The organism is Streptomyces sp. NPDC005574 (assembly GCF_040605435.1).
Classification (GTDB): domain Bacteria; phylum Actinomycetota; class Actinomycetes; order Streptomycetales; family Streptomycetaceae; genus Streptomyces.
In genome coordinates, this window is record NZ_JBEXCW010000109.1 from 1 (window position 1) to 23,681 (window position 23,681).

At 68.4% G+C, this 23,681-nt stretch carries 18 protein-coding genes and 2 pseudogenes; 8 read left to right on the top strand and 12 right to left on the bottom strand.

Annotated elements, in window-relative coordinates:
* Nucleotides 1-238: 238 nt before the first annotated feature.
* Both ABZT03_RS37305 and ABZT03_RS37310 read right to left on the bottom strand, forming a co-directional pair.
* The gene (locus ABZT03_RS37305) at nt 239-1,324 is read right to left on the bottom strand and encodes a Ku protein (RefSeq protein ID WP_356047702.1); all 1,086 of its coding nucleotides are present in this window, start codon (nt 1,322-1,324) and stop codon (nt 239-241) included.
* 166 nt (nt 1,325-1,490) lie between these two features.
* Nucleotides 1,491-2,375: a hypothetical protein gene (locus ABZT03_RS37310; RefSeq protein WP_356047704.1), complete on the bottom strand. Its 885-nt coding sequence runs from the start codon at nt 2,373-2,375 to the stop codon at nt 1,491-1,493.
* Between the two features lie 395 nt (nt 2,376-2,770).
* Here ABZT03_RS37310 and dnaE point away from each other — a divergent pair.
* Nucleotides 2,771-6,225, top strand: a pseudogene (gene dnaE / locus ABZT03_RS37315) (DNA polymerase III subunit alpha).
* A gap of 476 nt (nt 6,226-6,701) precedes the next feature.
* Here the strand turns inward: dnaE and ABZT03_RS37320 are convergent.
* Nucleotides 6,702-7,097 (bottom strand): hypothetical protein, encoded by a 396-nt coding sequence (locus ABZT03_RS37320; protein WP_356047706.1) that lies wholly within the window; start codon nt 7,095-7,097, stop codon nt 6,702-6,704.
* A 621-nt stretch (nt 7,098-7,718) separates the two neighbouring features.
* A complete protein-coding gene (locus ABZT03_RS37325; protein ID WP_356047708.1) occupies nt 7,719-8,144 on the bottom strand; it encodes a hypothetical protein in 426 nt (141 codons plus the stop codon).
* On the opposite strand from ABZT03_RS37325, the gene ABZT03_RS37330 reads away from it, so the two are divergent.
* Nucleotides 8,133-8,459 (top strand): hypothetical protein, encoded by a 327-nt coding sequence (locus ABZT03_RS37330; protein ID WP_356047710.1) that lies wholly within the window; start codon nt 8,133-8,135, stop codon nt 8,457-8,459. The two genes, ABZT03_RS37325 and ABZT03_RS37330, sit on opposite strands and share 12 nt — an antisense overlap.
* 63 nt (nt 8,460-8,522) lie before the next feature.
* Here the strand turns inward: ABZT03_RS37330 and ABZT03_RS37335 are convergent, their stop codons facing one another.
* Nucleotides 8,523-8,882, bottom strand: coding sequence for a hypothetical protein (locus tag ABZT03_RS37335; RefSeq protein WP_356047712.1), 360 nt, complete (start codon nt 8,880-8,882; stop codon nt 8,523-8,525).
* Between the two features lie 98 nt (nt 8,883-8,980).
* Between ABZT03_RS37335 and ABZT03_RS37340 the strand changes: the two are divergent.
* A pseudogene (locus tag ABZT03_RS37340) lies at nt 8,981-9,166 on the top strand (DUF6207 family protein); the annotation flags it as partial.
* Between the two features lie 286 nt (nt 9,167-9,452).
* On the top strand, nt 9,453-10,664 hold the full coding sequence (locus tag ABZT03_RS37345) for a UDP-N-acetylglucosamine--N-acetylmuramyl-(pentapeptide) pyrophosphoryl-undecaprenol N-acetylglucosamine transferase (protein WP_356047714.1): 1,212 nt from the start codon (nt 9,453-9,455) through the stop codon (nt 10,662-10,664).
* Here ABZT03_RS37345 and ABZT03_RS37350 read toward each other — a convergent pair.
* Genes ABZT03_RS37350 through ABZT03_RS37365 form a run of 4 tightly spaced genes read right to left on the bottom strand, consistent with a single transcriptional unit; the run spans nt 10,618 to nt 14,204 of the window.
* Entirely contained in the window at nt 10,618-11,049 is a 432-nt protein-coding gene (locus ABZT03_RS37350; protein WP_356047716.1) for a low molecular weight phosphotyrosine protein phosphatase, read from the bottom strand. The genes ABZT03_RS37345 and ABZT03_RS37350 overlap by 47 nt on opposite strands.
* A complete protein-coding gene (locus tag ABZT03_RS37355; protein WP_356047718.1) occupies nt 11,034-12,182 on the bottom strand; it encodes a DegT/DnrJ/EryC1/StrS family aminotransferase in 1,149 nt (382 codons plus the stop codon). Before ABZT03_RS37355 ends, ABZT03_RS37350 begins: the two co-directional genes overlap by 16 nt.
* Nucleotides 12,179-13,189: an ATP-grasp domain-containing protein gene (locus ABZT03_RS37360; RefSeq protein WP_356047720.1), complete on the bottom strand. Its 1,011-nt coding sequence runs from the start codon at nt 13,187-13,189 to the stop codon at nt 12,179-12,181. Before ABZT03_RS37360 ends, ABZT03_RS37355 begins: the two co-directional genes overlap by 4 nt.
* A complete protein-coding gene (locus tag ABZT03_RS37365) occupies nt 13,182-14,204 on the bottom strand; it encodes a dTDP-glucose 4,6-dehydratase (protein WP_356047722.1) in 1,023 nt (340 codons plus the stop codon). Before ABZT03_RS37365 ends, ABZT03_RS37360 begins: the two co-directional genes overlap by 8 nt.
* A 311-nt stretch (nt 14,205-14,515) precedes the next feature.
* On the opposite strand from ABZT03_RS37365, the gene ABZT03_RS37370 reads away from it, so the two are divergent.
* The 3 genes from ABZT03_RS37370 to ABZT03_RS37380 all read left to right on the top strand — a co-directional run bounded on the left by ABZT03_RS37370 (nt 14,516) and on the right by ABZT03_RS37380 (nt 17,601).
* Entirely contained in the window at nt 14,516-15,691 is a 1,176-nt protein-coding gene (locus ABZT03_RS37370; RefSeq protein ID WP_356047724.1) for an XRE family transcriptional regulator, read from the top strand.
* A gap of 202 nt (nt 15,692-15,893) precedes the next feature.
* Entirely contained in the window at nt 15,894-16,238 is a 345-nt protein-coding gene (locus ABZT03_RS37375) for a hypothetical protein (RefSeq protein WP_356047726.1), read from the top strand.
* Nucleotides 16,239-16,503: 265 nt separating this feature from the next.
* Nucleotides 16,504-17,601 carry an IS630 family transposase gene (locus ABZT03_RS37380; protein WP_356047728.1) on the top strand — a complete coding sequence of 366 codons (1,098 nt, stop codon included), beginning with the start codon at nt 16,504-16,506 and terminating at the stop codon, nt 17,599-17,601.
* A 72-nt stretch (nt 17,602-17,673) separates the two neighbouring features.
* On the opposite strand, the gene ABZT03_RS37385 is transcribed toward ABZT03_RS37380, so the two are convergent.
* Together ABZT03_RS37385 and ABZT03_RS37390 are read right to left on the bottom strand one after the other, a co-directional pair.
* Nucleotides 17,674-18,171, bottom strand: a complete 498-nt coding sequence (locus tag ABZT03_RS37385) for a GNAT family N-acetyltransferase (protein WP_356047730.1) — start codon at nt 18,169-18,171, stop codon at nt 17,674-17,676.
* Between the two features lie 267 nt (nt 18,172-18,438).
* Nucleotides 18,439-19,917: an N-acetylmuramoyl-L-alanine amidase gene (locus ABZT03_RS37390; protein ID WP_356047732.1), complete on the bottom strand. Its 1,479-nt coding sequence runs from the start codon at nt 19,915-19,917 to the stop codon at nt 18,439-18,441.
* Between the two features lie 1,602 nt (nt 19,918-21,519).
* On the opposite strand from ABZT03_RS37390, the gene ABZT03_RS37395 reads away from it, so the two are divergent.
* On the top strand, nt 21,520-21,780 hold the full coding sequence (locus tag ABZT03_RS37395; RefSeq protein ID WP_356047734.1) for a hypothetical protein: 261 nt from the start codon (nt 21,520-21,522) through the stop codon (nt 21,778-21,780).
* Nucleotides 21,781-22,086: 306 nt separating this feature from the next.
* Here the strand turns inward: ABZT03_RS37395 and ABZT03_RS37400 are convergent.
* Nucleotides 22,087-23,681 (bottom strand): RHS repeat-associated core domain-containing protein (locus ABZT03_RS37400; RefSeq protein WP_356047736.1); only part of this gene is annotated, 1,595 nt, incomplete at its 5' end.

Consider the following 23,681-nt stretch of genomic DNA (forward strand, 5'->3'; position numbering starts at 1 on the left):
ACATGGAGAAGCTCCACGAGGCGGCGGTGCGCGGACCCGGGGAACCCAGACCCGCGACGCCGTGACGGGGGAGCCGCGCCGGTCATGTCATCAACCGTCCGTCGCCTCCGCTCCGTCCACGAACGCCGGCCATGGATCCGCCCGGAACACGAGCTTCGGATGCGATCTTCGAAAGCGGCGGCCCGACCCAACCCAACCCGGCGAACCTACGCGGTCACAGCACTAGCCGAGCATCCGATCAAGCGGCGCTCTTTTTGCGGCGACGCCCGGCCCGGGCGAGTGCGTCGATGAGTTCCTCGCGGCTCATCTTGGAACGGCCGGTGATGCTCTGCTCGGTGGCCCGCTGGTACAGCTCGGCCTTGCTCAGCTGCCGCAGCTCGCGCTTCCCTCCGCCCTGCCCCCGGCCCGCCGCTGATGCGCGGGCCGCCTTCGGTGGGGCCTTCCTGCGGGCAGATTTCTCCTGCGCTTTGGCCGGCGCCTGGCGCGCCGTCTTCCGCGCGGCTGCCTTCCTCCGCCGCGGTGCCGGCGGCTTCTTCTCCGCGGCGCCCTGGGCCTGGTCGATGCTGCTCTGCAGGACCTGCATCAGGTCGACGACGTTGGTGGCCTGGGGCGGTTCCTCGGCCAGGGTGATCTCCTGGCCCTCGGCCTTCGCCTGCACCAGCTCCCGCACCTTCTCCTGGTAGGTGTCGTGATACCGGCCGGGCTCCCAGGGCGCGCTGAGGGCGTCGACCAGCTGGATCGCCATCGTCAGTTCCTTGCCCTTGCCGGCGCGGCCGGAGGGCAGGTCGGGCAGTTCCTTGGCCGGGTCACGGACCTCGTCAGCCCAGTGGAGGGTCTGCAGGATGAGGACCTTGTCCTCCGCGCGGAGCGCGGTGAGGTACTGCTTGCCGCGCATCACGAAGGTGGCGATGCCTGCCTTGCCGGCTTCGGCCAGCGCTGTGCGCAGTAGGTCGTAGACCTTGGTGTATTCCTTGCCGCGTGGGGCGATGTAGTAGGTGCGGTCGAAGTAGACCGGCTCGATCGCGTCCAGGTCGACGAAGTCGGTGATGTCGATGGTCTGGGAGCGGCCCGGGGCGATCTGGTCGAGTTCGTCGGGCTCCACGACGATGTACTGGCCCTCTGACAGTTCGTAGCCCTTGACGATGTCCTCGCTGGGGACTTCCTGGCCGGTGCGTTCGTTGACCCGCCGGTTGCGGATCCGGTCGGCGGTGTCGCGCTGCAGTTGGTGGAAGTGGACCGTGTGGTCGCCGGTGGCGGTGAACAGGCCGACCGGCAGGGTGGCCAGCCCGAACGTGATCACACCCGTCCAGATCGCGCGTGCCATCTCCGCACCCCGTTCCTGCCAGCTTCGTCGTCGCATCCGGCACGAATGCGTGTGTAATCCACGCTGGCATTGGTGCAGCTAGAGCGCGCGCCGGGTGAGGCGAGCGGAGCACACCAGGGTCCTGTTCACCACACGGTGTCGGGCCGCATCGGTGTCCGGGTCCCCTCTATCTGCTGGGTGCGCTGAGGCGTTTCACCGCCTGTTCCGCCTCGCGCGCTTCCCGTGTGGCCCGGGCGTGTGCGTCAGCGGCCGCATGGCCGCGCTCCTCGGCTTCCTGCTGTTCCTGGCTGGCTTCCTGGAGCTCCTGCTGTGCCTGCTGCAGGTGCTGCTCGGCGGCGGACACCTGCTGCTGGGCCTGGTCGTGACGCTCGCGTGCCCGCTGCCGTGCCGCCTCTGCATCGGCCTGTTCGGCCCGCGCGTCGCGCAACCGCTGCGCGGCCTCGTCGGCTGCCGTTCGCGCCTGATCGAGCAGCTCGTCCCTCTGGCGGCGCCGGTCGGCGAGTTCGTCCTTCGCCCCCGTCCGCACCGATAGCTGCAGGACCTTTCGCCGCGGTTTCTGCGCAACGCCGGCCGGCCGGGCCGTACCCGGAAAGTCTGAGGGCGGGGTGAGTGCTGCCTCGAGGCGGCCGCCGGCCCATTGGTCGGCGGCGTCCGGGTCGGTGAGCACGGCGCGCAGGGTGGACTCGACGTCCCGCTGGGCTGCAGTCGACAGCCGGTGGCCAGCCTCCTGCGCGGCTTGCGCAGCCTGCTGGGACATGGCGGCCACGATGCGCCGCCGCTGCTCGGACAGCTCATTGATCCCCGAGGCGTCCAGGGCGGCGTATGCCTCGCGCAGAGCCTGCCCCAGTTCCAGGAACCGCTGGCTCTCCTGTGGCTGGGAGCGCAGCAGGAGGTTCGCGGCCCAGGCTGCCAGGGTGGGCCGGCGGGAGGCACGGATCCGGCGGGCATCCTCGCCGTGGCCGGCCGCCTTGGCCGCGGCGGCCAGCTCCTCACGGCGGCCGACGAAATCGGAAGGCGGCGTGGTGTAGAGCTCGTCGAGGACCGCTTCCACATCCCGCTCCCCAGCACCCCGCGCCCCCTTACGCCTGCTCAGGGTGCCCACAGCTCTGGCACGCCTCCCTGCCACTCGAACACACCCGAGTCGCCGGCTTCCGACGGTGGGTAGACGATCACTCGGCGCTCGAACATGGCACCAGCCTCGCCCGCGAAAGGTAGCCCCGCATCCCGGTCAGCACCCGGTGCGGGCGTTACAGAGCAGCCCCCCGGATCCGGTGGCAGGCGCTTGCTGAGGCGGGGGATATCACCGCGGGCTGCGCCGGTAGTCATCACTGGTCAAGGCCCTCTCGCGCGACACGGGGACGACTCCCTCCACGTAATCGAACGTATTATCGATTATGGTTGAGGCCTGAAGGGGCGCAGGTCACAGCGGGCACACGAGAGACGGAGGTGCGGCACAGTGGATTTACTCATCTGCACGTCGCCTCCGGCTATTCGGCCCGCTACGGCGCCTCCCTGCCCGGTGCCCTGGTTCAGCGCGCCGCCGAGCGCGGGATGACGACGCTCGCGCTGACCGACCGGGACACCGTCGCGGGCACCGTCCGCTTCGTCACCGCCGCCGCGGCCGACGGCGTCCGGCCGGTCCTCGGTGTCGACGTCGCCGTCGCCCCACTCACCGCGCTGGATCCGGCTGCCGGACGGCCGCGTACGCCCGTGCGCGGTGGCGCGCATGTGATGGAGCCGCCGCTGCGGATCGCTCTGCTCGCGCAGAACGCGGCCGGGTGGGCCCGGTTGTGCCGTCTGGTGTCCGCCGCGCACGCCGAGGCCGACGGGGCTGCGCCGGTCGTGTCCTGGCCGGTCCTGCGCGAGTACGCCGATCAGGACCTCATAGTGCTGCTCGGCCCCTCGGCCGAGCCGACGCGGGCCCTGTCGGCCGGCCGCCCTGACGTCGCCGAGCGGCTGCTGGCGCCGTGGCGTGAGCTGGCCGGAGAGCGGCTGCGTCTGGAAGCCGTACATCTGGGCCGACAGGGCACCGGCCCCGGTTCGTTGCGGCTGGCCGCGCGGACCGTGGGCCTGGCCGACCAACTCGGCGTTACCGCAGTGCTGTCGAACGCGGTCCGCTACGCCGACCCCGGCCAGTACCGGCTGGCCGACGTGCTCGATGCGGCCCGGCTGCTGCGGCCGGTCGACCGCCGGCGCCTGGACGGCGGCGAGCGGTGGCTGAAGGATCCCGCCACCATGGCCGCAGCCGCCGAACGGATCGCCCGGGCCGTGGGCGAGGACCGGGCCCGGGCCGTACGCCTGCTGGCCGAGACCGCCGCCACCGGCCAGTCCTGCACCCTCACCCCGACCGACCTCGGGCTGGGGCGGCCGCACTTCCCCGAACCGTCCGTCGTGGGCGCCACCCACGAGCGAGGGTCGGCAATGCGACTGCTGCGCCAGCGGTGCGAGGCCGGCATGGTCGCCCGCGGCCTGGACCGGGACGTGCGCGCCGCGCGGCAGCTCGACTACGAGCTGGAGGTCATCAGCCGGCTGGGCTTCGAGGGGTACTTCTTGGCCGTGGCCCAAGTGGTCGCGGACACCCGGACGCTCGGAATCCGGGTCGCCGCACGCGGCTCCGGCGCCGGCTCCATGGTCAACCATTCGCTGTTCGTCGCCACCGCCAACCCTCTTGACCATCGGCTGCTGTTCGAACGGTTTTTGAGTGAGCGGCGTACGTCGCTTCCGGACATCGACCTCGACGTCGAGTCCGAGCGGCGACTGGAGGTGTACGACGCCATCATCGAGCGGTTCGGACGGGAGCGGACCGCGGTGACCGGCATGCCCGAGACCTACCGGGCCCGGCACGCACTACGGGACACCGGACTCGCTCTGGGGATTGCGCCCCAAGTGATCGGCGACCTCGCCAAGAGCTTCCCGCACATCCGGGCCCGCGACATCCGCGGCGCCCTCGCGGAGCTGCCGGAGCTCCGCGAAGTCGCCAGCCGAGCCGAGCAGTTCGGTCCGCTGTGGGAGCTGGCGGAGGGCCTGGACGCCCTGCCGCGCGGGTACGCCATGCACCCCTGCGGAGTGATCATCTCCAATGCATCGCTGCTGGACCGCGTTCCGGTGCAGCCGACTCCGGCCGGATATTCGATGTTGCAGGCCGACAAGGAGGATGTCGAAGATCTCGGCCTTCTGAAGCTCGACGTGCTGGGTGTGCGGATGCAGAGCTCGATGGCCCACGCGGTGGCCGAGATCCGCCGGGCCACCGGCCGCGTTCTCGACTTGGACAACCCCGACCACGTCGACCTTGATGACCCGCTGGCGTTCAAGCTCATCCAGGCGTCCGACACCGTTGGCCTTTTCCAGCTCGAATCCCCCGGCCAGCAGGACCTGGTCGGAAGACTCCAGCCCCGCCACATGCAGGACGTCGTCGCGGACATCAGCCTGTTCCGGCCCGGCCCGGTCAAGGGGGGCATGCCGGCCCTGTTCATCGCCGCCCGGCACGGAGCGGCCCCGCGCTACCCGCACCCCGACCTGGAGCCGGTGTTGAACGACACCTACGGCGTGGTCATCTGGCACGAACAGATCATCGCGATCCTGGTTCGGATGACCGGCTGTGACCGGGCCGCCGGAGACGTTGCCCGCCGCGCCCTCGCCGACCCCGACCGGCTGCCCAAGGTGGAGGCCTGGTTTCGCCGCACCGCTGGCGAACGCGGCTACGCCACGGACGTCCTCGACGACGTGTGGAAGATCATTTCCCAGTTCGGGGCGTACGGCTTCTGCCGCGCGCACGCCGTCGCCTTCGCCGTCCCGGCCCTGCAGTCCGCCTACCTCAAAGCCCACTACCCCGCGTTCCTCTATGCGGGGCTCCTCGAGCACGACCCCGGGATGTGGCCGATGCGCGTCATCGTCGCCGACGCACGCCGCCACGGCGTGCCCGTCCTGCCCGTCGACGTGAACACCTCCGGCGCCCAGCACCGCGTCGAGAAAACGGAGCAGGGGTGGGGTGTGCGGCTCGCGTTCTCCACCGTGAAGGGCATCAGCGAGGCGGAGAGCGCGCGGCTGGTAGCCGGCCAGCCGTACAACGGTCTGCAGGATCTGTGGCAGCGTGCCGTCCGTCCCTGCCGCTCGCGCAGCGCCTGATCCAGATCGGAGCGCTCGGCCCGCTCGCCGGCGGGCTGACGCGGCGGGACCTGCTGCTGCAGGCGACCGAGTTGCACCGCCAGTCCCGCCACCGCACAGCAGCAGAAGGGCAGCTGCCGCTGGGCGGGGAGCTTGTGACAGCGGAACCGAGCGGCCTGCCGGAGATGACCGGCCGCGACAAGCTGGACGCGGAGCTGCAGACGCTGTCGATCGACGTCACACATCACCTGATGGACCACCATCACCGCCTGCTGCGTGAGCTCGGTGCGACCGCCGCCGCTCACCTGAAAAAGATGGTTCCAGGTCAGACCGTTCTCGTCGCCGGGGTGCGGGCCTCCACACAGACGCCGCCGATCCCCAGTGGAAAGCGAGTGATCTTTGTGACGCTCGAAGACGGCGCGGGCATGGTCGACATCGCCTTCTTCGAGGACTCCCACGAAGCGTGCGCCCACACGGTCGTCCACAACGGACTCCTGCTGGTGCGGGGAACCGTCGAGGCCCGCGGACCGCGCAGGACGGTCGTCGGACAGATGGTGTGGAACCTGGACGAGGTGGCCGCCGCCCGCCGCGACCACGGCCCGCAGGCCGCCCTCGATCTCCTCGGCCGCCCCTCCCCCGCCCCGACACCCGCCCAACCCGCCGCATCCCAGCGCACCCTCACGGACGGGACCGCCGGAGCCCGCCTCCACCCCTATGCCGATCTCCAGCCCGCCGGAACCCGCTCAGCGGACCTGCGCCGGCTCGGCCACCGCAGCCCCGGTTCTCCAGATCTTTAGATGTCTCACGAGACAGCGGGCGCATCTCCGGCTGAGCTCGATTCCCAAGCGGCCTGTCCGACCGTCCCCTCGGCTTGCTCCCGCCGCCACAACCGAAACTCCAGCAGGTCCGCCTCGCTCGCCGAGGCGAAATCGCGGCCACGGTGGCCAGGAAGTTGAACAACATCAACGCGGTGTACGCGTAGGCCTTCATCGTCTTCGCATCACGGCCCGCGAGCCCCATCGCCCGGAACCAACTGGTCAGCGGTTCGACTGGACGCATCGTGTCATCGGGCAGGATCGGGGTGCCCCGGGGCAGTCGGCGCCGCTCGAAAAGATCGCTCAGTTCTGCATAGCTCCGACCCGCGACCGCACCCACCTTCCAGACCCGGCGCTGGTCCACGAAGAACAACTGCACATGACCTCCGAGAGCAGCCTCATCATCCGACATTCCGTTCAACGGACGAATGGTCTGTGGCCAACCGATGTGAACGGGGTCACCACCGGGCGCGCAGTACGCCGTCGCTATCGGGCAGGGCGGCGCAAAGAAGTGGGTGGCGTTCGTCGAGGTATACGGGCAGGGCGCAGGCCGCTCGGGCGTCGACCACCAGGGTGGCGAGTTCTTGGTACTCGGTGTCGTCGACGACCGCGTGTCTGATCGTCCCGCCCTGTGTCTCCCAGACGAACTCCGCGGATCTCTCCTCTGGCAGCGTGGCGAGGACTGCGCCGACATCGGGGTTCAGGTCCGGCCAGACGGTCAGCAGGGCGCGCGGGCTGAGACCGGTACGCACCGCGTCGAGGTTCTGCGGCGTGAGGCGGTGGAAGCGTGCAGCGTTGCGGACGTAGCCCTCCTCCAGGAGCACCGCCTTCTGTGAGGCCAGCACGGTGCGCACGCGCCCAGAACCCCTCGTTGGCCGCCTCCGTCACGTCTGGCTCCTCCAGCTCCGCCGCGTAGGGGGAGGTCGCCATCGGTTCCGGGAAGAGACCGAGTTCCCGTGTACGGGCCACAGCGTCCGCGCAGAGCCGGTTGCTGCCCACATACACGTACTGGTCCCACCCGACATGCACGGTGAACACGTCCCCCGCCTCCAGACGGCACCAGGCACCTTGGTCGCGGAGCATGCCCCGGACCAGCTCCAGAGCGACCGGAAGGGAGACCTCGGCCCCGTCGTGGTAGCCGGAGAGGTCGGGCGGGAAGAGTTCGCCGAGACCGTGTCTCCCATCCGACGGCTCCACGCCGAAGTGGACGAACCCGGTGACTGCGGGCTCGCGGATCTCCAGCCGATCGATGCCTGAGGCCTCCGCGAAGGCGGCGATCGCCGCGAGGTACGCGGCTTCGACCAGCCCATGGTCACTGACCGCCTCCTCGGCACCGGTGTAGTGGCCGTGTTCATCACGGTCTGCAGGGTCGTACTTGGTGATCCGGTGGACGAAGGACGGCGGCACGTTGCTCCCTGCGAGGTCAGAAGGGGGATCAGCTGCTGAGGTCGAACACGCCCCACGTGGTGAACGGCTCATCCCTGGACGTAGATCCTGCCTCCTCGGCCGACAACCCGCCGACGGCCGGGGGCAGAGCCATCGGGCAGGGTGAGCAGGCCGACGTCCGATGGCTCGACGGATGTTTCCATGATCTCTCCGTGGGCGAGTCGGTCCCGCTCTTCGCCGTAGCCACCGTAGAAGGCGACCCGCTCACCGTGGACTGCCGCCGCTTTGGTGCCTCGTACGCGGTTCGCCCACACCCTCAGGGGCCGATGGGTGCGGTCGGGGCGTATCTCGACGAGCGGGAAGTCCGTGTATGGGCAGGCCCAGGCGGTGGTGCCCGACACGTTCAGGGCGTAGCAGTCGAAGAGGCCGGGGATGCCGGCGTCGTCTGATGTCCAAGTGAGTCGGCCGGTGGCGCTCCAGCAGCGGATTCTCTGCTGCCCGAAGTGTGGCTGCACTGGGACCACAGGACCGTTCGGGAGCGCGGCACCGAGGCGTTGCTGCGCTCCCGCATGGATTTCCTCCTGCTGCTGCCTGATGGACAGCGGGTCGTCCTGGAGGTCGACGGATCCCAGCACTACACCCGCGACCGCGGCCGCACTCCGGATACGGGCAAGTACGCGGACATGGTCGCCGCTGACCGGGATCTTAAGCTCAGGGAGTACGGGGTCTTCCGCTTCGGGCACGACGAACTCAAGCGTCTTGATGCCGCCCAGGCCCTTCTGCGGCAGTTCCTCCCTGACATGTTCCGCCGCTTTAGGGTGACCAACTGACGCTATCCGTGCCGGCGCACGATGCGCCGCCCAGGCCGCCAGACGGATACCCGCGCGGGCGCCTCAGGCCAAAGGCAGCTGACCGAGCGGCCGGCCGCGATCGGCCTGCGCCTCCAGCAGAGCGGCCACGTTCGGCTCTCTTGTGAAGGCGGGGCCCTTCCAGTACGCCGGGACTGCCACTGGCGTCAGGCACACCTCGATTCCGTGGACGTGGGCGGCGTCGAAGAGGGCCTGCAGCATCTGCACGCCGGCCAGGTCGAGCGCGCCGAGGCGGGCATGCCACGTCTGGGTCTCCGGGTGGTACGAGGCGATTGGCCGGAGCCTGTCGAGTTGCTCCTGCCATTGAGCATCGGCGGCCGGCGCTGTCCGAATGGTGGCCTCCAACACCCATGCACTCTCAGAGGAGTTCGGCGAATCGGTCATGCAATGGACGGTAGACGTCGCCACTGACAACTCGCCCGGTCGGGTGAATTCCGAGCCTGAACAGATCCCTGGCTGGTCACGAACACGTACTGACAGACGTGGACCCGATCCGAGAAGCGCACCTGTGCGAACCCGGCCAGCTCGTCATCGACGTGGCGGGCTTCGACGATGACACCGTCCTCGCCTTCCAGGCGGCGATCGCCCAAACCTGGGGGACCTCGACCGCCGAGCGCACCACCCGGGACCCCGGCCAGCCCGGGGTGCGGCTGCGGATGTACACCGATTTGCGGCAGGTCCTCGAGGAGGCCTTGCCTCCGGAGCCCGGCGCCGTCGGCCACGTAGACAGGCATGGTCCGCCACCACGGGGGGAGCGACGGACCACGCCTGCGTCCACGGTGCCACACACCACCTCCAGAGCGCTCGATTGGCGGGTGAAGTCGCTGCGGGGGAAGGGGGCTTCGTTCGCCGGGACGACGAGTGGCGCGGATTCGTGCGCGGCGGGCGAGAGGGTGTTCCGCAGCAGCTACTGTGACGACTCGTCTGATCTCCGCCAGCTTTGGAGCGGCCCCGATGAACAGCGCCTCTTTCCGTCTCGTCGTCACGGGCGGCGGGACCGGTGGACACACCTACCCGGCGCTGACCGCCGTACGTACGCTGCAGGCCCGGCTCGTTGCCGAGGGCAGGGCGCTTGAGACGCTGTGGATCGGGACGGCAGAGGGTCTGGAGGCGCACGTGGCCCCGGCCGAGGGCATCGCGTTCACCAGCGTGGTGACGGGCAAGATCCGCCGCTCGAAGAATCCTCTGAAGCTGGCGTCACCGGCGAACGTGCGGGATATGGCGCGGGTGCCGCTCGGGGTGGTGCAGGCCCGGAAGGCGATCGATGGTTTCCGGCCGGATGTCGTGCTGGCGACGGGCGGCTATGTGGCGGTCCCGGCCGGCCTGGCTGCGCGGATGTGCCGTCGCCCCCTGGTGCTGCATGAGCAAACGGTCAGGTTGGGGCTGGCGAACCGGAAGCTGGCGGCGTCGGCGGCCCGGATCTGCGTGTCGTCGGAGTCGACGCTAGAGCTGCTGTCGGAGTCGGCGCGGCAGGTCGCTGTGGTGACGGGGAACCCGGTGCGGCCGGAAGTGCTGTCCGGGAATGCGGACAGGGCGGTGCAGGCGCTGCAGCTGTGGGGTTTCGAGCGGCAGCTGCCGACCGTGTACGTCACCGGCGGCGCGCAGGGCTCGCAGCAGATCAATGAGCTGGTCGGCGAGGTGCTGCCGTGGCTGCTGCAGCAGGCGAACGTGGTGCACCAATGCGGGCCGGCCAACCTCGAGGGACTGCGGGCGCGGGCGGCCGGGCTGCCCGCCGAGCTCGCAGGCCGGTACTACCTGGCCGGGTTCGTCGGCCCGGAGCTGCCGGATGTGCTGGCGCTCGGGGATGTGGTGATCTCCCGCAGTGGTGCGGGGACCTTGGCGGAGCTGACAGCGTTGGGCAAGCCGGCGGTGTTTGTGCCGCTGGCGTCGTCGGCGGGCAACGAGCAGGCGCACAACGCGAGGCATCTGCAGAAGGCCGGGGCCGCGGTCGCGCTCGAAGGCGCGGTGACGGCGGATCAGGTGCGAAACGCGTTGGGCCCGCTCCTTGCCGATGCCCAGCTTCGGTGGGCGATGGCGGAGCGGGCCCGCAGGTATGGCCGTCCGGACGCGGCCGACAGGCTCGTGGACGAGATTCTTTCCGCCGCGTCGGACCAACCGGTTACTGGGGCGGCCGGCCGACGTGGAGCGCCGTTGCTGCCTCAATGAGGACGGCGCAGTCGTTGAACGCGGCGTCATCCTGTCCCATGGGGTCGGAGACGTCGCGGTCACCGAGGTACAGGGCGAGTTTGGGGTCGTTGGCCTGAGTGCAGATCGCCCGGAGCGTGTCGAGGACGGCGGTATCCATCGCCAAGATGATGTCCGCCCAGCTGAGCGTTTCCAGGGTGATCTGCTGCCCGCGGTGCCCGGTGAGGTCATGGCCCAGGCGCCGGGCCGCCTTGACCATGGACTCGTTGGCGGGCTGGTCCTGCCATTTCCCGATCAGTCCCGCTGATCGGACTTCCAGGTCGGTGCCGCCCCTGTGGGCCAGTGCGATCTGGGCGAACGGGCTGCGGCAGTGATTGCCCAGGCACACCGTCAGGATTTTGCGCACGATGCGGCTCCAGCGGTCTTGAGGGCTTTATGCAGGGCGGTGGTCACCTGGTCGATGTCGTTGTCGGTGAGGTGCTGGTGGAAGGGCAGCGTCAGGATCTCCTGGCCGGCCTGTTCGGTGGCCGGCAGGGGGCGCCGCCAGGTGGCGAACGCGGGCTGCAGGTGGTTGGGCGGGTAGTGGACGCCGACGCCGATGTCCTGAGCGCGCAGTGCGGCGAACACCTGGTCGCGGTGGGGCACGCGGACCTGGCACAGGTGGGGCACGGAGCGGTCGGGGCCGACATCGATGAGCGTCACGCCGTCTATGTCGGCGAGGGTGTGCTGGTAGGTCTGCCACAGGGTGCGGCGGGAGCGCTCGATGTCGCTCATGTGGGGCAGCTGGGCCAGGCCGATGGCGGCGTTGATGGACGACATCTGGTAGCGCAGGCCGAATCCTTCGACGCGGTAGCTGGTTGTGCGCGCGCGTTCGGCCTGGGACTGGACGACGCCGAGGAGCCGGAGTTGGCGGATCGCGTCGGCTTCCTCGCGGGTGCGGGGGATGACCGCGCCGCCCTGGCCACAGGTGAGGTTCTTGATCGGGCCGAAACTGAAGCACGTCAGGTCACCGCTTGCGCCGACCCTGGTCAGACCGTTGCGCGAGCCGAAGGCGTGCGCGGCGTCCTCGATGACGGCGATGTTCCGCGCGGTCAGCTCGTCCCGGATGGCGGTGAGGTCGACGGCCCGGCCGCCGAACAGCACCGGGATGACGGCGGCCGTGCTGTCGCCGACCGCTTCCATGACAAGCTGGTCGGTCACACACAGCGTGGCGGGGTCGATGTCGGCGAAGCGCGGGGTGGCGCCGACGGCCAGAATCGCCTGGACGGTCGCACAGAACGTCATGGACGGGACGATCACCTCGCGGCCCGGGCCGATCCCGGCGGCGAGCAGGGCCGTATGGAGGGCCGCGGTGCCGGAGGCGACGGCCACGGCGTCCTCCACGCCAAGGAAGGAGGCGACCTGGCGTTCGAACTCCTCGGTGACGTTGGTGTGCCCGTACTGCCCGGACTGCAGGGCCTCGGCCACTGCGGCGGCCTCTTGCCCGTACAGGTAGGGGCTGGCGTTGCGCCTGGCGTCGGGCCTCGTAGAGGTGGTCACGATGCTGCTCCCTTCGAAGCGGTGAGGAAGGCGAGTTCGGCGGCGTCGCCGACGCGAAGCGTTTCGACGTAGTTCGTGAGGAACCTGCCGACGCGGTACGTGAGGCGGTCGTGGTCGACCGGCAGGCCGAACAGGCCGTTGACCATCTGGCCGACGAGGTCGGCTCCGGCGGCCTCGGTCAGCGCGTATCCGCCAGCGACGCGGACGTTCAACTCGGTGATGGTGACCGAGCCGTCCTGCCTGACGAAGCCCTGTACACAGCACAGCCCGGCCGCCCGGACGGCATGCAGCGTCTTCAGGACCAGGTTGCGCACGGTGGCGTCCTCGAACGTGGTGGAGACTGCGGAAAGTCCGGCCTTCACCAGGTCGCGGCGGCGCAGGATCACCGAAGCCCGCCCGTCGCGGTCGACGAGGCAGTCCGCGGTGAACTCGGTGCCGTAGACGCGTTCCTGCACGATGGGGGCCGGGACCAGCTCACACAGCAGGCGGGCGTGCCGGCTGGACGTCACCATGTGCACGTTCTGCGCACCGTGGCCCCCGCGCGGCTTGACGACCAGCGGCCTGTCGGCGGGGATTAGGTCCAGGCTCCCAGGAGTCCACGTTTGGGGGGTCGGGATGCCGTGTTGGGTGAGGACGCGGTGGAAGCGGGCCTTGTCGATGCAGTCGTGCACCGATTCGTCATCCGGGAGCCACAGGCGTACACCCTCGGCGTTCAGGCGGGGCCGCAGATCGAGCAGCGGCGGCAGGTCATTCTCGATGCCGACGACGATCGCGCCTACGGTGAGATCGCGGCAGAGCTTGGCCAGGGTGTCGGGGTAGTCGGGGTCATCGGCGCACGGGATGACGTGCGGCACGACGTCGTCTAACTGGAGGCCCGGAGCCAGTGGATGTGCGTCGACGGCGACGACCTGGTGGCCGAGGCGCAGGAGGCTGCGGCACAGGCCGATGCCAGGGTTGGCTCCGACGCCGGTTACGAGAATCCGGCGCGGCGGGGTCTGGTCAGGCACGCTGCGGCTCCTGGAGCGACGGGGCGAGGCGCACGGAGGGCATCGCGGGCAGCGGGCTGCGCGACAGCGGCGCCCACCGGTCGGGGTTGCGGCGGTACCAGTCAGCGGTCTCTTCGAGCCCCGCCTGCAGGTCGTGGGTGGGCTGGTATCCGAGGGCGGCGAGCTTCGACCAATCCATGGCGTACCGGAGGTCGTTGGCCAGCCGGTCCGGGATGTACCTGACCTTGTCCCAGCCGCTGCCGCAGATTCGCAACAGCTCGCCCGTCAGTGCCTTGCTGGACAGGTCCGTGCCGCCGCCGATGTTGTACACCTCACCCGGCGAGCCCGAGCGCAGGACGAGTTCGATGCCGGCGCAGTTGTCCTCCACGTGCAGCCAGTTACGCACGTGCTGGCCCTGGCCGTGGAGGGTGACTGGCTCACCTTTCAGCAGCTGGGTCACGAAGAGGGGGATGATCTTCTCCGGGTGCTGACAGGGGCCGTAGTTGTTCGACGAGCGGGTGACGCACACCGGCACGCTGTAGGTCTGGAAGTACGACATGGCTACCAGGTCGCTGGCTGCCTTCGACGCTGCATAGGGCACAGACGGCCGCAGCGGTGCCGACTCGTCTGCCGTCCCCGTGAGCAGCGGCCCGTACACCTCGTCGGTGGAGACGTGGACGAACTTCTCCACTCCCAGCCGCCAGGCGGCGTCCAACAGCGTTCGGGTGCCCAGCACGTTCGTGGTCAGGAAGTTACCCGCGTCGTGAAGGGAGCGGTCGACGTGGGACTCGGCGGCAAAGTGGACGACGTAGTCGTGCTGGGCCACGAGGTAATCCACCAAACCGGCGTCGAGAATGTTGCCCTGGACGAAGTCCATCTTCGAATCAAGGAACGCCTCCCCGAGGTTTTCTACGTGCCCCGCGTACGTCAGGGCGTCCAGAACGGTGATTCTGGCGATGTCCTCACAGCGCAGAAGACGCTTGACGAAGTGCGAGCCGATGAAGCCCGCACCTCCTGTGACCAGCACGGTCCGCATAGTGCCTCCTCATAAGCCGACGGCAGACCACACCCCAAAAAGTGCTGCTGCCGCGTGCTTCAGTAACACGATGCTGGGCTCAACTGTTCGACTCAGTCGACTGGTTGAGGGAGGTCCCGGGGAGGTCCCGCCTTGCCAGGAAGTCACCAGACGAGTGCATAGAGTGATTGGATGGAGAGGTGGAAAAAGCCCACCGTCACCCTCTCGCTGTCGCACGCATCGCCGCCGGCATGTCGGAGCGGGATCTCGCCGCAGGCGTCCGTGCTGCTGCCGGCCGGCGCGGTCTGCGTTCAGGCACGGATGAGGCGCGGGTGCGTAAATGGCAACGCGGTGTCGAACCCAACGAGGAATCGCAGATCTATATCGCCGAAGCGCTTGGCTGGCCTGCGGACATCGTCCGCGCCGACGACTGGCCGAAGTGGCTGCCCGCCACCTCCGACGGCGTGGTCCCGCTCGGACCCCACAGCTCTGTGTCCGCTCTTAGAGAGGCCCTGCGAACAGCGATGGACCGCCGAACCTTCTTGACGATCTCCGGCGGCACCCTGTCCGCGCTGGCCGCGGACTGGGCACTCGGCCCCACCGGCGCGCTCGCCCAGGCCCGCGACGGCAAGGCCGTCGACGGCGACTTCCTCACCCTGCTGGAGAACACCACCCAGCCCCTGGCCGGCCTGGCTACCGAGCAGCGCCAGCACACCGCACTGCTCCTCGACGCCTACCTGGCCACCGTGACCGACCTGATCGAACACGGCCGCTACTCCCCCGCTACCGGCAGGCGCCTGCACACGCTGGCCGCCTCGCTGGCCCAGACCGTCGCCTGGCACCGCTTCGACCTCGGCCAGCACACCCCCGCCAGCCAGTACTGGGTCGCCGCCCTGCACAACGCGCATGCCGCCGGCGAGCACGACATGGGGGCAGGCCTCTTGGGCGATCTCGCCTACCAGGCCGCCTGGCGCCAGGACCACACCACCGCCGCCAGCATCCTCAACCACGCCCTGACCCGGGCGCAGAACCCGGCCGCCCGCTGCCTGCTCCAACTCCGCCTCGCCCGCACCCTCGCAGCGCAGAACGACCGCCAGGCCGTCTTACGCGCCCTCGCCGCAGCGGAAAAGCACCTCGGTGACGCTGGCGCCGACCGGCCCGGCTGGTGCTCCTGGGTGTCCGAAGCCGACCTCGCCGTCGACTCCGGCCAGGCCCTCCTCGACCTCGGCGACACCGGCCGCGCCCACCAGCTCATCACCGAAGGCAAACAGCTCTTGCCAGTGGCACGCGACAAGACCCGCGGCGTGTTCCTCACCTACCAGGCCGCCAGCCACCTCGACCAGAAAGAACCCGAGCCCGCCGCGGCCGCCGCCACACAGGCCCTGCTCCTGGCCCGCCGCATCGGAGCACCCCGTTGCACCAGCCTCGTCGAAGCCCTCCTCCCCCGCTTCCGGCCCTACAGCAGCACGCCCGGCGTTCCCGAACTACTCCACCTCACCGCCGCCTGACCGCGCACCGCCGCGGTTGCGGAGAGTTAGACCCTCGGAGCCATGCGATGCCGGTTTGGATGGGCACGAAGTCGAGGCGAGGTGAGTGCCGCGGCTGTGACCAGCTTGGTTGCCCCGCGCCGGCACCGGCCATTACTGCAACTCTCGAATACCGACACTTCCCCAGTGCGTTCGTCACACGAGCGACGCGATCGTCGGAGCGGTGACCGGCCGCATGGACGCGCCGTCCAGCCTGCTGCTCGGCCGGCTCGATGCCGAAGGCCGTCTCTGCTTCATCGGCCGCACCACTCCCCTGTCCGTTGAGCTCGCTGCAAGCGTCGGAGGTCTACTTCAGCCGCGAACTGGCCGACACCCCTGGACAGGGCGCCGGTTCTCAGCAGGCTGGGGCAGCACGCAGACTCTCGATCCCCACCTCGTCGAGCCAGACCTTGTCGTCGAGGTGAGCGCCGACATCTCGTTGAATGCCGGCGGGCGATGGCGTCACCCTGTACGGCTTGTACGCGACAGGCCCGACCTGACAATTTCCGGCGTCCCGACCTTCGGCTGACGCCGCTCGTGCCGTAGGAGCTCTACGATGCGGCTGTCGCCGTTCATCGGCGGGGCAACGGCGCCGAGTTGCTCCGTGAGGTGGCACGGCATCCTCGGTCAGTGAGAGGGATATGAGGCTCAGGCGGCTGACCTAGCGAAGTAGGGCTTCCAAGCCGCAGGCGGGGAACTGCTGCTAGTGGCTCGGCTCGCATCGTTGACCGGGTAATCGACGTGCTGCCCGGTGGTCAGCAGACTGTTTCCAGGACTCGATCTTGGAGGTGGTCGTGGGACGTCGACCGAGTGTTTTCGTCCGGCGGGTCAGCATGGACGAGGGGCGTCGGCTCCAGCGGATCAGCCGGACCGCGAAGGACCCGGTCCGGCTGCGGCGGGCGATCGTGGTGCTGATGTCCGCTCAGGGCCAGACGGTCAAGGACATCACCTCGCTGATGCAGGTCAGCGAGGACTACGTGCGCGACGTCATCCACGCCTTCAACGAGCGGGGGTTCGACGCGCTGGACCCAAAATGGAGCGGGGGACGCCCCCAGACGATCAGTGAGCGGGTGCGCGAGCACATCCGACTGATCGCCCGGACGTCCCCCGCCGACTGGAACGTCGCCGCCTTCTCCACCTGGAGCCTGGCCAAACTCGCGGCCCACCTGGTCGAACGGCACGTGGTTGCGACGATCAGCCGGGAGACCCTGCGCCGCATCCTGCGCGACGGCAAGGTCTCCTGGCAGACCACGACCACCTGGAAGGCGTCCACCGATCCGGACTTCATCGCCAAGATGCACCGGGTCCTGGCCCTGTACGACACCCCACCGACCGACGGGCGGGTGATCTGCGTCGACGAGTTCGGGCCGCTCAACCTGATGCCCCGAAAGGGCAAAACATGGTGTCCGGCCGGCAGGCCCCGCCGGCTGCGGGCCACTTACAACCGCTACGGCGGCGTGATGCACATGCTCGCCGCTCTCGACCTGGCCACCGGGAAGATCTACTACCGGATACGCAAACGCAAGCGGTGGCGCGAGTTCCTCGGCCTGCTCAAAGCCCTGCGCACCCGCTGGCCCGGAGAGAGGCTGTACCTGGTGCTGGACAACTTCTCCCCGCACAAGCACACCGAGGTCCGCACCTGGGCCGCCGCCAACGACATCGAGCTGGTCTTCCTGCCGACCTACGGATCCTGGCTGAACTGGATCGAATCGGAGTTCGCAGCCCTGCGCTACTTCGCCCTCAACGGCACCGACCACCGCACCCACGCCGAGCAGAACGCCGCCATCGCCGCCTATGTCCGCTGGCGCAACGCACGCGCCGAACCCAAGACCAACTTCGCCCCCGACTCACCCATCCGCACTTGGACTCAATACCCAGCCAAGGTCGCATGAGGGGTCAGCCGGGGCTCTGCCCCCGCGGATACGGCGACATCATCGTTGCGGGCGCCGCTCTGGTCTGCGCCGTCACCTCGAGACGGGCATGACCAGCGTCTTCACGAAGTCGACGGCCCCTTCCTGTTGGTAGAAGCGCATGGCGCCATCATTGCCCGCGATGACAGAGATCTTCATGACCTGGACACCCGACTTGGCGAGATGCTCGCGCGCGGTCCTGACAAGGGCCTGCCCGACTCCGGCGCCGCGAGCCTCGTCATCGACCACGAGGGTTTCCAGCACGCCGACTTGGTCCCCCCACTGCCATGACCCCGGGGCGTCCAGGATGCGCACGACCGCATAGCCGAGCAGGTGATTCCCGTCCCGAGCAACCAGTACGGCGGCGAGCGGCTCCTGCAGCCATTCGAGGTACTGTCCCCGCCGCAGACGCCACGAGTCCTCGGGTGAACGAACCGCGCCAAGAGCCGCCAGGTGTGCCGCTTCCCGACTGTGGTGGACGAGGAGCTGCCCCCACAGGCGCTCCAGGCAGTCCACCTCGGAAGGAGCCAGGACGTCGATCACGGGATTCATGCCAGGGAGCGTAGCCAGCGAAGGCTCCGCGGCTCCAACCGATTACCTGGTCAACCATCCGTGCAGAGCCACTAGCGGCTCGGAAGCACCTCAACGAGGTGCCGCCTCACTGAGGGAGACGTGACACGGCGGCACGAGCTGGGGTTTCCTGACTGTCTCAGCCGGCCCGCCCGCCGACGGGCAGCGGCAACCGCAAGGCTCGTGCCCGACCGAGGTCCGACACGAGCCTTGTGATCTTCTCGAATCAGTGGTTCCAGCCCACGGCCCTTACGGCAGGTAGGCGATGCCGTCGGTGGTGACGGTGGGGCGGCCAGTCGTCGCAGTGACGACGATCTTGATGGTGTGCTTGCCGGCGGAGGACCAGCTCTTGGTCCAAAGTGCGTTGCGGTAGGCCGTGGTGGTCGTCTTCAGGTCGACGGTAGTGGTCTTGGTGCCGTCGATGTAGATGTTGGCCTGTCCCGAGGTGGAGGCGCGCGAGACGATCCACGCCACGGATCGGCCGGTGAAGGTCCAGCTCAGCGAGGCGTTCTTCGTGGAGCTGCTCAGTGAGGCGCCGCCGAGGTAGCTGGAGGAGGTCTTCTTGGCCCAAGTTCCGGTTTTGGCGGCGGACGTCTCCTGGAGGATCATCGGGGTGGCACTCTTGGCGGCAGTGGCGGTATTGCCGGCGAGGTCCTGGGCGGTGAGGCTGAAGGTCGTGGCCGTGCCGGACTTGGCGGTCAGTGGGGCGCTGGTCGTGGTGGGGCCGTACGTCTTCGCTGTGGGGGCGGTGAGACTGACCTCCTTCAGGCCCGCGGTGTCGCTTGCCTTCCAGGCCAGAGTGACCGGTACTGCGGTGGTGTTGACGGTTCCCGTCCGCAGAGACAGGGCCGGCTTGGTGGTGAACGTCGGCGGGGTGCTCTCCGCCGTCACGGCGACGCCGGGCGAGGAGCTGGTTTTGCCGGACTGGTGGGTCGCGCGGACCTGAACCGTGTGACTGCCGGCTGCGAGGGTGACGGCGGCGGAGGTCACGGTGCCGGTCTTCGTGACGGCACTCTTGCCGTCAACGAGGACCTCGTACTTCGTGATCAAAGAAGACGGCGTGGTGGCCGCCCAGTTGACGGTCACCGCACCCTTGGTCACGTAAGTGTTCCCCGACAGGCTTGCGCCGGTAAGTGATTTGACGGCGAGCCCGGCGACGGGACCTGCAGCCCACGAACGCAGAGTCGGCAGTTGGTTGTACAGAACCGTGCCAGGGCATTCGGTGGCGTAGGCGTCGCGGTGGCCGGATATCCGGTTGAACACCGCGGACTGCCCGAGCTGGAACTTCCCGTTGGCCTTGCCCGCGGTCAGGGTCACCTTCCCGAGGGGGTCCACTTTGTACTGGCCGAGCTTCCAGGCCGCGACGCGCGCGATGGCAGCCTTGGCGGCGACCGGGGCATCTTCGGTCGTGAACGTACCGATCACCGCGATGCCGGTGGTGTTGGTGTTGAACCCCTCGGCCTGAGCGCCGATGACCGGGCGGTCGATTCCACCTTTGCGTCCCTCGAAGATCGTGCCGCACTTGTCGACGACGAAGTTGTAGCCGATGTCCTTCCATCCTTGGTTCAGATGCAGGGCGCGCAGGCCCCGGACGATGGCCGGGGAGTCTGTGCAGGAGTAGCTGTTGGTCTGTGCCGTGTGGTGGACGAAGACCGCGTTTATGGTCGTCCCGTACTCGGGGGCCTCGTTGTTGAGCGACTCGTCCGCTCCCCAAGCGGCCCGACTCACGATGGGAGGCTGAGGCACAGTGGACGCCGGGCCGGCCGTGGCAGTCGGCGACGGTGTCGGCGATCCCGAGGATGGGGGCGTTGCGCTAGCCGAAGTGGAGGCTTCAGTCGCCGGCGCAGTGGGAGCTGCGGACGTCTCACTCGGGGATGCGGACGGTGTCACCTCAGGCCCCGACGTCTCATCAGAGGCTGATGGGGAAACGTCAGGGATGGTCGGAGTGCCGTCCGGCTCGGGGCTCTCCCCCTCCATGACGTAGGCCGCCGCCTCCATCCCCTTACGCGCAGAGACGCCGGGATCGACCATGTCCAGCCTCAGACCGGCAGGCAGCGCTCGGCTGCCGCCGACCTTGAGCTCTACACCGTCCGACGGACCGAACCACGCAGCACCAGTAGCTCCCCGCATCGCCCTACGCGCGGCATCCTCGCCACCTCCGCTGTCAGCCTCCAGCGTCGCCCATGAAGACCACTTCGCCGCTCCCACGGACCGGACGCGGGCCTGGACCGCACCGCTGACGTGGGCGTGCGGATCATTCCACGACACTCTCAGCATGCTGAAGGGTTTGACGTCGCGCCGGCTCAGCGACACATGACCAGCGTCGTCGGCACGCAACGCGGTTGATCGCACATGGGTGGCGACCGGTCCCTGAGCTGCCTTCGCATCCGCCCCTGAAGGAGCGGCGCCTTGTGACGTGACGACGAGCACTCCTGCTGACACCGCGGTCGCCACAACGACCGCACCCCACACCACACGCCGCTTCACGCAGCCCACCCCATGCACATTGAATAGAAGTCGAATCATGACAAAACATGACGGAACAACAGACGGGCCCACAGAAGGCAGCAGACGTTCCAGGCTGCAAGGGTCCGGAGAAGGAACTTACACGGCCAACTGGTCTTGCAGGAGTGGCAGTTGCCGACGATGCCACCTGGGAACACTTTGGCCGTGCGGGGTGCTCCAGCTGTGAGGAACTGCACCCCGGAGGCTGCCGAACTGAGCAGTCCCTACGCGGGATGCTCTGCTGGGGCACTCGCCTGAATTATGCTGCCGCCCCTGTGCCCAGATGGGCTTCGGACGCGCGGCTGGACTGTTGAGCCAGGAGCGGCTGGCTGGCAAGCAGAACACGGCCGCCACCGCAGCCGCCCCGCCCATGCGGTGCCGACCTGCTGGTGCAACCGCACTCGCACTCACTGATTTTGGCGAGCCCTGCGCACCTGGAGTTTGCTTTGGGGCGTTCGGTCGGGCCATCAATGCGTCCGCCGCGCCCGGGCTGTCCTGGCGGGCGCGGCGACATGCCGTCTGCGCGGCCCCGTAGTGCCTCGGGAGCCGTCGGCAGGAAGGGGCCGTAGTCGCCGTAGTCGATGGCGGGCCCCTCCAGAAGTCAGCGACGCGCTTCCCGCCACAGGATTAGTCCGGTCACGGCGATACTCCCCAGCTTGCCGGGGACGTCCTGAGCACGTGATGGTGGACCCTCAGATGACCCTCCCCGAAAAATCGTGGCTAAAGTAGACCACCGGAGCGCAATGGCGCTTTAAGGTACTAACGAAGACCATTCGAAAACACCCCATATCTCACTAAAGTCACCGTACCCCAGGAAAGGTCATCATGCCCAAGTGGATAATCACCGCACACACGTTTGACCCACCGCCCGCGATGCGCACGGTTTCGACCATCGAAGGGAATGAGGCGGAAGCCCTCCAGGAGCTCCTTGAGATCGCAAGGACATACAATCCCGACATCAAGAAAGTAACCCGTCGCGAGATATATAGATTCTCCGAACGTCAGTATCTGGTGCGCATTCATGGGAGTTGGAACGAAGTTGAATACGTCGTTCAGTTGGGCGAGCTGATCGGCGAGACGCAATGACCACATCTGCCGGTTCGCCCGGCAGGCATGCCCACCCGCTAGGGCTTCCCTGTAAATGATCTCCGACCTGCTGGATTAGCTGTAGTTTTTTCGGCGAGGGCGAGATTGCGCAGGCGGGTACGATCATGAGTCGTCGCCGAGATCGAAAAAACCCTCTCGTCAGCGTCGGATGCGTCACCCGCCACGCGCGGCAACCGGAAATCATTACATGGAATAGACGGAGGGGGCGGAAAATGATATCCGCCCCCTCTTGAGATAGCGGGCCGCGATCGCCTACACGAACCGCTTACGCTCTAGTGGTAATGATCACCACCATTTGTGTCGATTCCTGAACACTTTGTACCACCCCCATCCAGCTCCTGCACTTCCTCCGACTCCTCCCACCCCGAAGAAACCGCCAGCTATGTGCAGGCCGCAGGAACGCCACCCCGGACGCTTGTAAGCGCAGTATCCGACACCGTATGCCGCACCGAGGCTTCCACCGAGATACGATCCGACACTCTGGTACCGGCGGCCGATTTCCACCGCACCTCTGATGCGCCTTCTGGCGGTCCCCCAGTAAGTCTTCCTGTTCGCCCATCCTCGCCTGGCCATCCCCCAGCCCTTCCTGGCCCAACCCCAGCGGCTCTTGCCGTTGAGGTCGTAGGCGTTGATGGGGTCGCTGGGGTAGACGTAGGCGTTGGCGTTGCCGCCGGGTACGGGGTCGATGGAGAGGAATCGGCCGGTGGTGGGGTTGTAGAGGCGGACGCCCATGAGGGTGAGTCCGGTGGGGGTTTCGGTGGAGCGGGTTTTTGCTCCGAGCCAGCCGTAGCGGGCGGGGTCCTGGCCGGGGCGGGGGTTGCCGTATTCGTCGGCGTCCAGGACGGTCGGGGCGATGGTGGTGTCGAGGGGGAGTTGGAGGGTGATGTCGCCGTGGAGGTTGGCGAGTTGGAGGATGGTGTTGCCGGTTTTGGTGCTGGTGGCGGCGAGGTCGCCGGAGGGGCCGTCGATGTTGCGGGTGAGGTTGCCGCTGGTGTCTTCGGTGATCCAGCGGGGGCTGTCGCTGTCGGAGTCGTAGTGGTTGGTTTTGGCGGCGGTCTGGGTCCAGGTGCCTGAGGTGTTGGTCTCGGTGGTCCAGGCGCGGAAGCGCTGGTTGGAGTCGAGGGTCCAGGTCTGGCGCTGGGTGCCGGCGGTCTGCTGCTGGGCGAGGTCGTTGGTGTAGTAGGCGAGGGTGGTGCCGGGCAGGGCGGTGGTGCGGCCGAGGTTGTCGTAGGTGTAGCCGCTGTCCACGAGGCGGTCGGCGCTGTCGTAGGTGCTGGTCGTGGTGGTGGCGCCGGTGGTGGTGCAGTCCAGGCCGACGTCCGCGGTGGCGGTGGCCAGGGACTTGCGGTTGCTGTTCTTGTCGAAGGTGTAGGTGCGGGTGGTGCAGGTGGCGTCGGCGCCGGTGTCCTGGACCTGGGTCAGGCGGCCGGTGTTGTCGTAGGTGTAGGCCTGGGAGGCGGTGACGCCGGGGGTTCCGCCGTGGGCGACGATCTGGCTGTGGGTGTTCTCGCTGACGGAGTCGGCCGCGAGAACGGTGTTGTCGCTGGTGCGGGTGTAGGTGCGGGCGGTGGCTGAGCCGGTGGTGTCCTGCTCGTCGCTCTGGGTGTAGCCGCCGGGCAGGGTCTGGGTGGCCAGGTCACCGTCAGCGTCGTAGCGGGCGGTGAAGGTGCCGGCGACCGAGTCGGTGACCGAGGTGGTCAGGCCGCGCGGGTCGATGGTGGTGTCGTAGGTGTAGGTGGTCGTCGAGGGAACCGTGTCGCTGGTCTTCGACGGGCGGTCGAGGGCGTCGTACTCGGTGGTGGTGGTGGCCGCGTCGGCGTCGGTGTAGGTGAGCTGACGGCCGAGCTGGTCGAAGGTCTTGCTGATGGTGCCGCCGGCGG

What these genes read in the sequence shown, in the direction of transcription:
- ABZT03_RS37385 (WP_356047730.1), bottom strand. Translation starts at nt 18,171, where the DNA reads ATGAATCCCGTGATCGACGTCCTGGCTCCTTCCGAGGTGGACTGCCTG.
- ABZT03_RS37365 (WP_356047722.1), bottom strand. Translation starts at nt 14,204, where the DNA reads ATGCGGACCGTGCTGGTCACAGGAGGTGCGGGCTTCATCGGCTCGCAC.
- ABZT03_RS37335 (WP_356047712.1), bottom strand. Translation starts at nt 8,882, where the DNA reads ATGACCGATTCGCCGAACTCCTCTGAGAGTGCATGGGTGTTGGAGGCC.
- ABZT03_RS37305 (WP_356047702.1), bottom strand. Translation starts at nt 1,324, where the DNA reads ATGGCACGCGCGATCTGGACGGGTGTGATCACGTTCGGGCTGGCCACC.
- ABZT03_RS37345 (WP_356047714.1), top strand. Translation starts at nt 9,453, where the DNA reads ATGAACAGCGCCTCTTTCCGTCTCGTCGTCACGGGCGGCGGGACCGGT.
- ABZT03_RS37395 (WP_356047734.1), top strand. Translation starts at nt 21,520, where the DNA reads ATGCCCAAGTGGATAATCACCGCACACACGTTTGACCCACCGCCCGCG.